General features: G+C 60.9%; 10 protein-coding genes. 9 read left to right on the forward strand and 1 reads right to left on the reverse strand.

All coding sequences use genetic code 11. From position 1 onward, the window contains the following. The first annotated feature begins 27 nt into the window (after positions 1-27). From CKW24_RS20855 to CKW24_RS20880, 6 genes are all read left to right on the forward strand, one after another. Positions 28-1,224, forward strand: a complete 1,197-nt coding sequence (locus CKW24_RS20855) for an acyl-CoA dehydrogenase family protein (protein WP_095170055.1) — start codon at positions 28-30, stop codon at positions 1,222-1,224. Between the two features lie 10 nt (positions 1,225-1,234). Then, complete coding sequence (locus CKW24_RS20860) at positions 1,235-2,377, forward strand: acyl-CoA dehydrogenase family protein (RefSeq protein WP_095170056.1); 1,143 nt, start codon at positions 1,235-1,237, stop codon at positions 2,375-2,377. A 42-nt stretch (positions 2,378-2,419) separates the two neighbouring features. Further along, the gene (locus CKW24_RS20865; RefSeq protein WP_095170057.1) at positions 2,420-3,994 is read left to right on the forward strand and encodes an arylsulfatase; all 1,575 of its coding nucleotides are present in this window, start codon (positions 2,420-2,422) and stop codon (positions 3,992-3,994) included. 264 nt (positions 3,995-4,258) lie between these two features. Further along, positions 4,259-5,008, forward strand: a complete 750-nt coding sequence (locus tag CKW24_RS20870) for an electron transfer flavoprotein subunit beta/FixA family protein (RefSeq protein ID WP_095170058.1) — start codon at positions 4,259-4,261, stop codon at positions 5,006-5,008. Next, a complete protein-coding gene (locus CKW24_RS20875) occupies positions 5,008-5,949 on the forward strand; it encodes an electron transfer flavoprotein subunit alpha/FixB family protein (protein WP_095170059.1) in 942 nt (313 codons plus the stop codon). The genes CKW24_RS20870 and CKW24_RS20875 overlap by 1 nt, the downstream gene beginning before the upstream one ends. A gap of 168 nt (positions 5,950-6,117) precedes the next feature. Continuing rightward, entirely contained in the window at positions 6,118-7,440 is a 1,323-nt protein-coding gene (locus CKW24_RS20880) for an MFS transporter (RefSeq protein WP_095170060.1), read from the forward strand. 48 nt (positions 7,441-7,488) lie between these two features. Here CKW24_RS20880 and CKW24_RS20885 read toward each other — a convergent pair whose 3' ends face one another. Continuing rightward, complete coding sequence (locus tag CKW24_RS20885; RefSeq protein ID WP_095170061.1) at positions 7,489-10,227, reverse strand: LuxR C-terminal-related transcriptional regulator; 2,739 nt, start codon at positions 10,225-10,227, stop codon at positions 7,489-7,491. 320 nt (positions 10,228-10,547) lie between these two features. Between CKW24_RS20885 and CKW24_RS20890 the strand changes: the two genes are divergently transcribed. The 3 genes from CKW24_RS20890 (at position 10,548) to CKW24_RS20900 (ending at position 13,515) form a co-directional block, all read left to right on the forward strand. Continuing rightward, positions 10,548-11,654 (forward strand): acyl-CoA dehydrogenase family protein, encoded by a 1,107-nt coding sequence (locus CKW24_RS20890; RefSeq protein ID WP_095170062.1) that lies wholly within the window; start codon positions 10,548-10,550, stop codon positions 11,652-11,654. 28 nt (positions 11,655-11,682) lie between these two features. After that, a complete protein-coding gene (locus CKW24_RS20895) occupies positions 11,683-12,870 on the forward strand; it encodes a lipid-transfer protein (RefSeq protein WP_095170063.1) in 1,188 nt (395 codons plus the stop codon). A gap of 72 nt (positions 12,871-12,942) precedes the next feature. Then, a complete protein-coding gene (locus CKW24_RS20900; protein WP_095170064.1) occupies positions 12,943-13,515 on the forward strand; it encodes a DUF2889 domain-containing protein in 573 nt (190 codons plus the stop codon). Positions 13,516-13,519 lie beyond the last annotated feature (4 nt).

The raw sequence follows: 13,519 nt of genomic DNA on the forward strand, positions 1-13,519 counted from the left end.
GCTGGCGACTCACCATTGAGGTAGCAGATGGATATTCATTTCAATCCTGAGGAAGTGGCATTTCGCGAGGAAGTCCGGGCGTTTCTCAAGGCTCACCTGCCGCAAGACATCGCGGCCAGGATCAATCAGGGCAAGTCGGTGTGCAAAGCCGACCAGGTGCTGTGGATGCGCACCTTGAACGAAAAAGGCTGGCTGGCGGCAAGCTGGCCGGTGGAGCACGGCGGCACAGGCTGGAGTGCCGTGCACAAGCACATCTTCGATGAAGAGTGCGCGGTTGCCGGCGCCCCACGAATCGTGCCGTTCGGCGTGAACATGGTCGGGCCGGTGATCATCAAGTTCGGCACCGAAGCGCAAAAGGCGCATTACCTGCCGCGCATTCTCAACTGCGACGATTGGTGGTGCCAGGGCTATTCCGAGCCGGGTGCCGGTTCCGACCTGGCGAGCCTGCGCACCCGCGCGGTGCGTGAAGGCGACGAGTACGTGGTCAATGGGCAGAAGACCTGGACCTCCACCGGACACATGGCGGACTGGATGTTCTGCCTGGTGCGCACCGATGCCGAAGCGCAGCAGCAGCGGGGCATCTCTTTCCTGCTGATCGACATGAAGACCCCTGGTATCACCGTACGGCCGATCATCACCCTGGACGGCGGTCACTACGTCAACGAAGTGTTCCTCGATAACGTGCGCGTACCGGTCAGCAACCTGGTCGGCCGTGAAAACGAGGGCTGGACCTGCGCCAAGTACCTGTTGACCCACGAACGTACGACGATCGCCGGGATCGGCATCGCCAAGGCCATGCTCACGCGTCTCAAGCAGGTCGCACGTACTGAACAACGCAACGGCAAGCCGTTGCTTGAAGACCCGCAGTTCCGGGCGCAGATCGCCGACGTGGAAATCCAGTTGATGGCCATCGGCATGAGCAACCTGCGCATCCTTGCCTCTGCCCGTGACGGCGGAGTGCCGGGTTCGGAAAGCTCGATCCTGAAGATCAAGGGCACCGAGATCCGCCAGGCGATTACTTATTTGCTGAGCAAGGCGGTCGGGGCCTATGCCAACCCGTTCCTCAAGGAGGAGTTGGGCTACGACTATGAAGGAGAGCTGCTGCACAGCGAGTTCAGCAACTCGTCGACCTGTCAGTACCTGGATATGCGCAAAGCCTCGGTTTACGGCGGCTCCACTGAAATCCAGAAGAACATCATCGCCAAGATGATTCTCGAACTCTAAGGGGCAGATCATGGACTTCAAACTTTCAGAAGAGCAGCAAATGCTGCAAGACACTGCTGCCCGACTGGTGCGTGATGCCTATGGCTTCGAGCAGCGCGAACAGTTTCGTGACAGCGCCAAGGGTTTCAGTGGCGAGTTCTGGCAACAGCTCGGTGACCTGGGCCTGACGTCGGTGCCGTTTGCCGAGGACTTCGGCGGTTTCGGTGGCAACGGCGTGGAGGTGATGCTGGTAGCCCAGGAGTTCGGCCGTGGTTTGTGCCTGGAGCCTTGGCTGCAATCGGTGATTTTCGCCGGTGGCTTGATCGATCAACTCGGCAGCGCTGCGCAAAAAAGCGAACTGCTGCCGCAAGTGGCCAGTGCCGGCCTGCAACTGGCAGTAGCCGTCGAGGAGCCGCAGAGCCACTACCAATTGCACGATGTGCAGACCCGCGCCCAAGCGGTCAGTAATGGCTGGTCGCTCAGCGGCCGCAAGTCGATGGTGATGGGCGGGCAGAGCGCCGGTTTGCTACTGGTTTCGGCGCGGGTGTCCGGTGATGACCGTGCCGAGGCGGGCATCAGTCTGTTCCTGGTCGATCCGGCGACCCCGGGCGTGAGCGTCCGCGAATACCCGACCATGGACGGCCGCCGGGCCTGCGACGTGTTCCTGGACCAGGTGTTTGTCAGCAGCGCCGCGGTGCTCGGCGAACACGGCAAGGCGCTTGGTGCATTGCGCTATCAGCAGGGCCGCGCCATCGCCGCGCAATGCGCAGAAGCGGTCGGTAGCCTGGAAGCGACGTGCACGTTGACCCTTGATTACCTGAAAACCCGCAAGCAATTCGGCCAGGTCATCGGCAAATTCCAGGCCTTGCAGCACCGCATGGTCGACATGCACATCGAACTCGATCAGGCGACCTCAATGACCCTGCTTGCCGCGTGTGTCGCCGACGAGCCGGACAGCCTGGAACGCAGTCGCACATTGGCCGCCGCCAAGTATGTCGTTTGCCGTGCGGCGCGTTTTGTCGCCGATCAGGGCATCCAGCTACACGGCGGTATCGGCCTGACCTGGGAATACGTGCTGTCGCACCACGCCAAGCACCTGCTGATGATCGCCCGCCAGTTTGGTGACGATGATCATCATTTGCAGGCGTACAGCGAGCTCATGCAGGAAGCCTAGGTTCGTCGAACCTGATCACACAACAATAAGGGAGACAATGTCATGGCTACATCATGGGGTTTGCTATGCCAGCGGCTGCGCGACCTGAGCGTCGCGAGTGCCTTGCTGGCCGTATCACTGTGCAGTTCTGCCGCCGACAAACCGAACGTGCTGGTCATCTTTGGCGATGACATCGGCATCTTCAATATCAGCGCCTACAACCAGGGCATGATGGGCTATGAAACGCCGAGCATCGACCGCATCGCCAAGGAAGGTGTGCTGTTCACCCATGCCTACGGCGAACAGTCCTGTACCGCCGGCCGCGCTGCTTTTGCGTTGGGCGAACACCCGTTTCGCACCGGCCTGCTGACCATCGGCATGCCCGGTTCGGAACACGGGATACCCGATTGGGCACCGACCATCGGCGACGCGATGAAGCAGCAGGGCTATACCACCGGCCAGTTCGGCAAGAACCATTTGGGAGACCGCGACAAGCACCTGCCGACCAACCATGGTTTCGATGAATTCTTCGGCAACCTGTACCACATGAACGCCGAGGAAGAACCGGAAACCTACTACTACCCCAAGGACCCAGCGTTCCGTAAACAGTACGGACCGCGCGGCGTGATCCATTCCTACGCCGACGGCAAGATCGAAGACACCGGTCCGCTGACACGCAAGCGCATGGAAACCATCGATGATGAACTGGTGCAGGCCACCGGCAACTTCATCGACAAGGCGCACAAGGCCGACAAGCCGTTTTTTGTCTGGTTCAACGCCACCCGCATGCACATCTGGACCCACCTCAAGCCTGAGTCCGATGGCAAGACCGGCGTCGGCCTGTATCCGGACGGCATGGTCGAGCATGACGGGCAGGTTGGTCAGTTGCTGAAGAAACTGGATGACCTGGGCATCGCCGACAACACCATCGTGATCTACACCACCGACAACGGCGCGGAGAAATTCTCCTGGCCTGATGGCGGCACGTCACCGTTCGCGGGGGAGAAGGGTACTTCCAATGAAGGCGGGCATCGCGTTCCGTTGCTGGTGAAGTGGCCCAAGGTGCTCAAACCCGGCACTCACGCCAACAACCTGATTGCCCACAACGACTGGATGCCGACACTGGCTGCCGCGGCGGGCGCACCGAATCTGGTGGCGGACCTGGCCAAGGGCACCCAACTCAACGGCAAGCAGTTCCGCGTGCATCTGGACGGCTATAACTTCCTGCCGTTCTTCAAGGGCGAGGTCAAGGAAAGTCCGCGCGAGGAGTATTTCTATTTCAGCATGGGCGGCGATCTCGATGCGATCCGCTGGCGGGAGTGGCGACTGGCGTTTGCGCAAATGACCGGGGATTTCGCCAGCGCGTCACGCAAGGTCACCAATGTGCCGGTGCTGACCAATCTGTTGGCCGACCCGTTCCAGACCGCGCGCAAGGAATCGCCGATGGCCAAGCGTTGGGCTGCTGACCAGGCGTGGTTACTGGTCCCGGTCCAGGACAAGGTCAAGACGTTCCTCGCAACGTTGAGCCAATACCCGTTCCAGGAAGGCGTCAGCCTGAACCCCGGCAACATCAACTACCAGAGCCTGGCAGTGAAAAAAGCGCTGATGGGCTTGCAGAAACCCGCACCGGCGAACTGATTGCCGCTACCCACTGCGGGGGGGCCTGCTTGCGAACGACTCAAGGACAATGCGGTTACACAGGGAGCAAGTGGGCGAGGGGTTCGCAGGTATTGCAGCCATTGCACAAAAAACTGTGGGAGCGAGCCTGCTCCGCGCGGCGTTCCGACGATGGGCGTAAACGATGACGCGTACTGTCTGGATAAACCCGTCGCGCTCAGGTTTTTCGCGAGCAAGCTCGCTCCTACAAAAACAGCTGATTCCCATATTTTCTGGAGTGCTCTGATGAAAGTCCTCGTAGCCGTCAAGCGCGTGGTCGATTTTAACGTCAAGGTCCGCGTCAAGGCGGACCAATCCGGCATCGACCTGGCCAACGTCAAAATGGCCCTCAACCCCTTCTGCGAAATTGCCGTGGAAGAAGCCGTACGCCTGAAAGAGCAGGGCATTGCCACTGAAGTCGTGGTGGTAAGCGTCGGTCCGAGCACCGCTCAGGAGCAACTGCGCACCGCGCTGGCACTGGGTGCCGACCGCGCCATCCTGATCGAGTGCAATGAAGAGCTGAGCTCGTTGCCGGTGGCCAAGCTGCTCAAGGCCGTGGTCGATCAGGAGCAACCGCAACTGGTGATCCTCGGCAAGCAAGCCATCGACAGTGACAACAACCAGACCGGCCAGATGCTCGCTGCGCTGACCGGGTTCGCGCAGGGCACCTTCGCCTCGAAAGTCGAGATTGCCGGTGACAAGGTGATCGTTGCGCGCGAAGTCGACAGCGGCATGCAGACCGTATCCCTGCAACTGCCGGCCATCGTGACCACTGACCTGCGTTTGAACGAACCGCGTTATGCATCCTTGCCGAACATCATGAAAGCCAAGAAAAAGCCTCTTGAAGTGCTGACTCCGGCCGCGCTGGGCATTGCTACGGGCTCCACCAACAAGATCCTCAACGTCCAAGCCCCGGCTACGCGCAGCGCGGGGATCATGGTCAAGTCGGTGGCAGAACTGGTCGACAAACTGAAAAACCAAGCGAAGGTGATCTGATGGCTATTTTGGTAATCGTTGAGCACGACAACCGCTCGCTGGCCACGGCCACGCTGAATACCGTTGCGGCTGCGACGAAAATCGGTGGTGAGATCCACCTGCTGGTCGCAGGTCTTGACGCTGGCGCCGTGGCTGAAGCCGCCACAAAAATACCTGGTGTGGCCAAGGTGCTGCTGGCCGACAACGTCGCCTACGCTCACCAACTGCCGGAAAACGTGGCCCCGTTGGTTACCAACCTGGTAATCGCGCAGCAGACCATCTACAGCCACGTTCTGGCGTCGGCCACGTCCAATGGCAAAAACGTTCTGCCACGCGTTGCCGCTGCGCTGGACGTCGACCAGATCTCCGAGATCATCGCGGTTCAAAGCCCGGATACGTTCAAGCGGCCGATTTATGCCGGGAATGCTATTGCCACCGTTCAGTCGAACGCTGCGGTCAAGGTGATCACCGTGCGCGCCACCGGTTTCGACCCGGTAGCGGCTGTTGGTGGGGCGGCCGCCATTGAAGCCTTGGCCGCTGTTCACGATGGCGGTATTTCCAGTTTCGTCAGCGAAGCACTGGCCAAGTCCGATCGTCCTGAGCTGACCGCCGCGAAGATTGTGGTATCTGGCGGGCGTGGCATGCAGAACGGCGACAACTTCCAATACCTGTATTCGCTGGCCGACAAGCTCGGCGCGGGTGTCGGTGCTTCGCGCGCTGCTGTCGATGCCGGTTTTGTACCCAACGACATGCAGGTCGGCCAGACCGGCAAGATCGTCGCACCACAGTTGTACATCGCCGTCGGTATCTCCGGTGCGATCCAGCACCTGGCCGGCATGAAGGACTCGAAAATCATCGTCGCCATCAACAAGGACGAAGAGGCCCCGATCTTCCAGGTGGCGGACTACGGCCTGGTGGCTGACCTGTTCGAGGCAGTCCCGGAACTGGAACGGGCCCTCTAACAAACACCACATCCCCTTGTAGGAGCGAGCTTGCTCGCGATGGACGTCAACGATGACGCGTTTGTTCTGGTTTAACGCGTTGTCCTTGAGTCCATCGCGAGCAAGCCGCAAGCGGGCGCTCGCTCCTACATTAGTGGATGGGGATCACCCATAAGAAAGGAGAGCCGCATGAGTCATGCTGCTGAGCACTACCTGCCGGCGTCCGTCGAACAAACCCGCGCGGTTTATCGCAAGGTCATCCTGCGCTTGTTGCCTTACCTGGTGCTGGCCTATGCCATCAACACCATCGACCGGCTGAACGTGTCTTTCGCCAAGTTGCGCATGGCCGAAGACATCGGGCTGACGGATGCTGCCTATGGCATTGGTGCCGGCATTTTTTACCTGGGTTACATCCTGTTCGAAGTCCCCAGCAATATCTATCTGCAACGCATAGGCGCTCGGGCCACGTTGACTCGCATCATGGTGCTGTGGGGCCTGGTCACGGTGGCCACGGCGTTTGTTACCACGGCGAATCAGTTGATTGTCGCGCGGTTCCTGCTCGGCGTGGCCGAGGCCGGTTTTTTCCCTGGCGTCATCCTGTACCTGACGTACTGGTTCCCAGCCGCCCTGCGTGCACGCATCACCGCTGTGTTCCTGATGTCAGCCATGGTCGCCGGCATCATCAGCGGGCCACTCGCCGGGACCATCATGAGTCACTTCCATGGCTGGCTGGGGCTGCGCGACTGGCAGGTGCTGTTTGTACTGGAAGGCATCCCGGCCATACTGCTGGGGCTGTTCGGCTGGTTCTGGCTGGTGGACAAACCGGACGATGCGCGCTGGCTCACCGCGCAGGAAAAAAGCCTGCTGGCAGCCGGCCTGGCACAGGGGCGCCCGGCGGACACAGCCCATGCAACCCTGGCCCAAGTGCTGCGTAATCCCCGGGTGTACGTGGCTGGCCTGGTGTTTTTTTGCATCTACAGCGGTTCCAATACGGTGTCTTACTGGATGCCGACATTGATTCGCGGATTTGGTGTGCATGACCTTAAAACCATTGGCCTGCTGGCCAGTGTGCCGTATATGTGCGCCTTGATCGGCATGTACTTGCTGGCCCGCAGTTCAGACAAACGCCTGGAAAGGCGCTGGCATGTGAGCCTGACCCTTTTGCTCAGCGCCACCTGCTTCTTGCTGCTGGGGCCGGTTCAGGACCATCTGCTGTTATCCGTGGTGTTCATGAGCATCGGGGCCGCCGCCGCAATGTCCGCGCTCTCGCTGTTCTGGAGCATTCCGCCAGCCTTGCTGTCCCCCTCGGCAGCGGCGGTGGGCATCGCGGTGATCAGTTGCATCGGTGGTATGGCCGGGGTCATCAGCCAGGTCGTAGTGGGTGCGATCAAATCGGCAACCGGGGACTTGTACCTGGCATTCGATGTGATCGCCGGTGTGTTGGTGCTGGGCGCAGTGGTGTTGCTGGTAGCCATTCCGGCCAGTCACTTGAAGGAACGCGCGAAGCCGTAGTCATGCTGGCCAGCTCATCGCGGGTAGATCGCGCGATGAGCGCTGCTTTCAGGTAATCCAACCCCGCGAGCGGGCAATGGCCAGGGTTTCGGTGCGTCCGTTGGTCTCCAGTTTCGCGTAGATCTTTTGCAGGTGGGATTTGACCGTGAACTCGGAGAGGAACACTTTCTCGGCGATTTCGCGGTTACGATGCCCGGCAGCCAGCAGTTGCAGGATCTGATACTCGCGCACGGTCAGCACTTCGTGGGCACCGTTGTCAGTACGGGCATCTTCCATGTTGCCGTCGCTGACCCCCAAATGTTGCATCAGCGTGTCGACGAATCCGCACTCGATCCCCAGCTCTTTACAGCGTGCCTTGCCGGTCGTGGCCCAGCGTTGCAGGAGTCCGGCCATCCGCTCGCCTTCTTCAATGAACGTGGCCAGGAAGCCGTCCTGGCTGGCCAGGCGCAGTGCTTCGTTGAGTGCCTGAAAGGCCTCTTGCGGCTGCTGAATGCTGTCCAATGCCAATGCCAGAAGTATTTGCAGCTTCAGTTCACGGCGGTGATGTTGCCAGTGCCGCGCCTGCTCGATTGCCGTGCGCAAGGCCTTGGCTGCCGCCGCGCCTTCACCCTGGAAAATCCGCAAGCGTTGTCGCGCGATGCTGGGGGTATCTACGTCGTTGGCGAGCCGGATGAAGTCGGGGCGGTCCCAATCGCCGGCCAGGTCCGCCGAATGCAGGGCTTGCGTCGCAGTGTCCAGGCGCTGCTCGAGCAGCGCTACGCGGACTCGCTCCAGCCATGCCGAGCACTCGACACGCCGCGAGCCAACCTGGCGGCCAATCTGTTCGAGTTCCACCAGGCATCGGGTCCAGGTGGTGCGGTCGCCCTGGCTGTAAGCGATGCGCGCAGTCAGTACGTGAGTGACGATCTGGTTCTCGGGGGAACTGACTTGCTTGGCAAAAAACAGGCAGCGGGAGAGATGACTTTGCGCCTGTTCAAAGTTGCCGTTTTCGTACAACAGCAAGCCATGCAGGATATCCATCGACAGCTTGGCTTCGTGCGGTTTGCGTTGGCCGTTGGTTTGCGGGCGCTCCGGCGTGCTTTGCATACGCACGAGGGCACTGCTCAAGCGGCCCTGGATCAAGTCCAGGGTGCTCTCGTTGACGCGGAAGATGTGGCGCAGAAAACTCGAATGAACCCGTGAGTCGCGTTGCAACGCGCTGGACAACAGGTTGCGCGCCTCATCGTAGCGACCGCTGGCAACCATGTTCATCGCGACCGAGTTGGCCAGCACTATGTACAAATTCACTTCGTCGGCAGGCATGCGCGCGAGCAATTCGACGCCCCTGCGGCAACAGTCTTCGGCCTGATCGGTCACCCCAAGGCGCAGGCATTGAACGACCTGGGGGACATAGGCATAGGCGGGTCCCGACTGTTGCTCCAGACGTTCGGCCACCTGCATCGCGTCCTTGAGGCGGGTCGTGCTCGCCAGCAGCCACGCGTAGGCTTGATTGAGCGACGGATAGCGGTCGCGAGTGGCCTCTGGGATTCGGTCCAGCCAACGCAACAGCAAGCGCGTGCGGCCACTGTCGATCAGGGTATCGAGGTGGCGATTGAGTCCTTCGGCGGCTTCATCGAGAAGCCCGGCGCTGAACAGGTGCTCGACTCCGGGGATCGGTTGCCCAGCGTCGAAAAACCATTGTGCGGCGGTTTCATGGAGCGTTTGCGCCATGCCGGGGTAAAGGCGATCCAGGGCGTGGCGCAAGAAGCTGGCAAACAGGTGGTGATAACGAAACCACTGCTGCTGGCTGTCGACCGGCACCAGGAACAGGTTGGTGCGGTCGAGGTGATCAATCATCGCGCGGCTGTCCTTGCGCCCAGTCACCGTTTCGCAAAGCGGCACGCAAAACTGCTCGAGGATGCTGGTTTGCATCAGAAATACCCGGCAGTCCTCGCTTTGTCGCGCCAGGATGTCTTCGGTGAGGTATTCGGCCAGTTCCAGATTGGAACCGGAAAAAGAAGCAATAAAGGCGCTGTGATCGTCCCGGTCCTTGAGCGACAGGCTGGCCAGGTAGAGCCCGGCGATCCAGCCCTCGGTGCGTCGGTACAGCGTGGCCAGTTCGTCGTCATGCAGCGGGATTTGCCGCTTGCCGCGAATGAATTCCATGGCTTCTTCAGGGGTGAAACGCAGGTCGCCCGGGCGGATTTCCAGCAATTGCCCGCGAGCCCGAATACGCCCCAGACCGATACCCGGAGTGGAACGCGAGGCCATCACCACAACGCTGCCCGAAGGCAGTTGTTCTACTAGCTGCTGGAGAAAATCGAGCACCTCGGGATTCTGGATGACTTCGACTTCATCGAGCAGGATCGCAAATGGCGAAACGCTGCTGACCAGTTGTTCAAGCATTTCCTCGGCGCTGGGTGGATCGTTGCGCAGCGTCTGCTCGCCAGCCATGGGCAGTAGGCCGCCGATGCCCTTGTCCAACAGGTTGATGAACCGTTGCAGGTCGTTATCGGCGGGTTCCAGGTTGATCCACAGCACTTGCTTGCCGCGGGTCAGGCAATGCTCGCGGTATTGCTGCATGAGCGTGGTTTTACCGAAGCCGGCGGCGGCGCGAATCAGGACCAGGCGGGCCGCATCGGCGTTGGCCATTTGCTCTAGCAGGCGCGAACGCGACAAGTGGCTGTCGGCCGACTTCGGACTGGCGAACTTGATGGAGCCACTTCTTGAGGCTGACGGCTCACCCGAGGCGGCAGAGAGACCAGGGCCGGCAGATCCGGCCGTTGAGTAGTCCCAGTGAACTGGCATTGAAAGTACCTCCCTACGGATCACTCGCCTTACGCTAGCGCATGGCAACGTGACCTTTTTATTCTTGTAAATCCGGCCATAGTGCCACGTTTGGCCTTTGCCCGAGACTATGGTCTAACGCAACCCTCAAGGCGCACCGTTGAGCCGCCGTGTCATGCAATGAGCTCGGCCGATTATGGTGCGCGCACCGTGTCTTGCAAACCCGCCCCCCCTGTGAGGGTGGCTCTCGATCCACCCGGTCCCATGCAACGATTGCCTCGACAAATTGGAGCGGGCTATCCCGTTTCCCTATGCAATCGGGCGATGGCCAAAGGTTCCGGATGGACGTTGAGCGCACTCTCTACCGTGAAGACCATGAAATGTTTCGCAGCGCCGTGCGACGCTTTCTCGAGCGCGAACACCTGCCTCAGCTCAATGGTCGGGAACATGCCGCAGATGTGGAACGGCGGGTTTGGTTGAAGGCCGGCCGTGAAGGGTTGTTGTGTGTAACGCTGCCGGCGCAATTCGGTGGCGGAGGTGACTTTGGCCACGCTGCGGTGCTGCGTGAAGAATTTGCCCGGGTCGGGGTCTGCGACCGGGCGTTATCGTTGCACTCGGACATCATCGCACCGTGCATCGCCCAGTTGGCTACCGATGAGCAGAAGCGTCGCTGGCTACCGGGCATCTGCAGCGGCGGGGTGGTCCTGGCCCTGGCGGTCGACGAACCTGGCGGCGGGCTCAAAAGAATCCAAACCCAGGCCGTGCGCGACGGCGACGGTTACCTGATCAACGGCAGTAAAAGCGCGGTCGGCAATGGCATGACCGGCAACCTGGTCCTGCTCGCTTGCCGCACCGAAGACACTGACGGCGAGACGGGCATCAGCCTGATCATCGTCGAAACCGACCGCCCTGGCGTGCAACGCAGCCGCAGCCCGCAAAGTAGTCTGCAACCGAGTGCCGCTCAATTGTGCTTCGACAACGTACGTGTGCCGGTGAGCAATCTGCTGGGTGAAGCGGGCAGGGGCCTTCACTACCTGAACCGGGCAGGCGACGAGGAGCGCCTGTTGGCGGCTATTTCTGCCGCGAGTCGCCTCGAACACCTGCTGGACCTGACCTTGATTCATCTGCGGCAACCCGATGCCAGCGGCCATTGTTCGTGGGAGCTGGCGCACACCCGCAACAAAATCGCCGACATCAAGGCTCGCGCCGTCGCGTTGCGCGTACTGGTCGATCACTACCTGGACCGGCGCATGCGCCACCCGTTGAGCGCCGAACACGCGGCAATCGCCAATCTGTACGCCAGTAAAGCCCTGCGCAAATGCGCTGACGAACTCTCGCGATTGCGCGCCGCCCAAGGCCGTTTACGCACTCATTCCATTGCCCACGCCACGCTTGATCACGGGGTAACCGGCAAGGCCATGCACGAAATCATCGCGCAAGCACTGTGACACTCCTCAAACCAGTAAGGACCTAGCCATGAGTCAGAACGCATTAGTAGCCGGGGTCGGCATGATCCCTTTCACCAAGCCAGGCGCGAGCCCAAGCTACATCGACATGGGCGCCCAAGCGGTGCGCCAGGCGCTGGCCGACGCCGGACTGAGCTATGACAAGGTGCAGATGGCATTCGCCGGTTACGTCTACGGCGACACCACCTGCGGCCAGGCCGTGCTGTATCGGGTCGGGCGCACCGGGATTCCGGTGTTCAACGTCAATAACGCCTGCGCCACCGGCTCCAGCGCTTTGTTCCTGGCGCGTGCTGCAGTGGAAAGCGGGCAGGTCGAATGCGCCCTGGCAGTTGGTTTTGAACAGATGCGCCCAGGCCCGACCCGTTCCAACTTCGATGATCGACCATTGCCCCGTGGCGATTACTTGCCGATTCAGGATGAGCTGTGTGGCGACGCCGGCGACATCCCGCGCAACCTGATCACCTTCGGCGGTGCCGGACGCGAGCACATGCGCAAATACGGCACGCAAATGAGCACTTTCGCCGCGATCCGCGCCAAGGCCAGCCGTCACGCGGCCAACAACCCGCTGGCCTTGTTCAAGAAAATCGTCAGCACTGAAGAGGTGATGAACGACCAGTTGATGTGGGACGGGGTGATGACCCGCATGATGGCGTGCCCGCCGACTTGCGGCGCAGCAGCGGCGATCATTTGCTCGCCGGCGTTTGCCAAAAAACATGGTCTGCGCACCGACGTGGCGATCCTCGCCCAGTCACTGGTGACAGATCCCGTGGAGTCGTTCGAACCGAAAACCATGATCGGTTTCGTCGGCGCGCACATGGCCGAACGCGCCGCCGGTGCGGTGTACGAGAAAGCTGGCGTCGGCCCGCAGGACATTCGTGTGGTGGAGCTGCACGACTGCTTCGCCCACAACGAATTGCTGACCTATGAAGCCCTTGGCCTGTGCCCGGTCGGCGAAGCGGAAAAATTCGTCCTCGATGGCGACAACACCTACGGCGGCCGGGTCGTGACCAACCCGTCCGGCGGCCTGTTGTGCAAAGGCCATCCGCTGGGTGCCACGGGATTGGCGCAGTGCTACGAGCTGACCCACCAACTGCGCGGCACGGCCGGTGCGCGTCAGGTCGACGGCCTGCAACACGCTTTGCAGCACAACCTCGGGCTCGGTGGGGCCTGCGTCGTCACGCTTTATGGCAAAAACTGAGTGATCTGCAGCGCCGCGCCTGGCGCGGCGTTCTCTTGAGCGTATCGAGTAGTTCAAAGAAGGATTTCATCGATGACCACCACGCCCCCTGATTCGCCTACCCGGACTTTGCTGCATACCCGTGAAATCACCTGTAAGGGCTACCAACGCAGCGATGGCCTGTTCGACATCGAAGGGCGCTTGCAGGACTTGACCAATGAACCCACCGACCTGCCGTTTCACCGGGTTCCCAGCGGTGGCACGATCCATGACATGCGCCTGGTGATGACCCTTGATGCCGATCTAGTGATCCAGCACATCGCAGCGATAACGGCCACCGGTGCCAGCCAGTTTTGTGGCGAAGCCGCAGCGGCGTATTCGCGGCTGACCGGGTTGAAAATCGCCGCGGGTTTCAAACAGAAAATGAAGGCCATCGTCGGTGGCGTGAACGGTTGCACGCACATGACCGAACTACTCGAACGCATGGCTTCCACCGCCATGCAGACGATGTTTTCAACCTACCGGGCCGAGGCAGCCCGCCGCAGGGCCACAAGCACCGAACAGGTCGTCGCCGTGCGCTCGTGGGTCATTGGCACCTGCCATGCCTATCGCGAAGATGGCGATGCCGTTCGGCTGCTGTGGCCACAGGGCTTGCCCGAGGCCTGATCTG

This window comes from Pseudomonas sp. Irchel 3H3 (assembly GCF_900187635.1).
Classification (GTDB): domain Bacteria; phylum Pseudomonadota; class Gammaproteobacteria; order Pseudomonadales; family Pseudomonadaceae; genus Aquipseudomonas.

Excerpts from the sequence above, each read along its gene's own strand:
- CKW24_RS20895 (WP_095170063.1), top strand. The coding sequence starts at position 11,683 with ATGAGTCAGAACGCATTAGTAGCCGGGGTCGGCATGATCCCTTTCACC.
- CKW24_RS20900 (WP_095170064.1), top strand. The coding sequence starts at position 12,943 with ATGACCACCACGCCCCCTGATTCGCCTACCCGGACTTTGCTGCATACC.
- CKW24_RS20855 (WP_095170055.1), top strand. The coding sequence starts at position 28 with ATGGATATTCATTTCAATCCTGAGGAAGTGGCATTTCGCGAGGAAGTC.
- CKW24_RS20890 (WP_095170062.1), top strand. The coding sequence starts at position 10,548 with ATGGACGTTGAGCGCACTCTCTACCGTGAAGACCATGAAATGTTTCGC.
- CKW24_RS20885 (WP_095170061.1), bottom strand. The coding sequence starts at position 10,227 with ATGCCAGTTCACTGGGACTACTCAACGGCCGGATCTGCCGGCCCTGGT.
- CKW24_RS20875 (WP_095170059.1), top strand. The coding sequence starts at position 5,008 with ATGGCTATTTTGGTAATCGTTGAGCACGACAACCGCTCGCTGGCCACG.
- CKW24_RS20870 (WP_095170058.1), top strand. The coding sequence starts at position 4,259 with ATGAAAGTCCTCGTAGCCGTCAAGCGCGTGGTCGATTTTAACGTCAAG.
- CKW24_RS20865 (WP_095170057.1), top strand. The coding sequence starts at position 2,420 with ATGGCTACATCATGGGGTTTGCTATGCCAGCGGCTGCGCGACCTGAGC.
- CKW24_RS20860 (WP_095170056.1), top strand. The coding sequence starts at position 1,235 with ATGGACTTCAAACTTTCAGAAGAGCAGCAAATGCTGCAAGACACTGCT.
- CKW24_RS20880 (WP_095170060.1), top strand. The coding sequence starts at position 6,118 with ATGAGTCATGCTGCTGAGCACTACCTGCCGGCGTCCGTCGAACAAACC.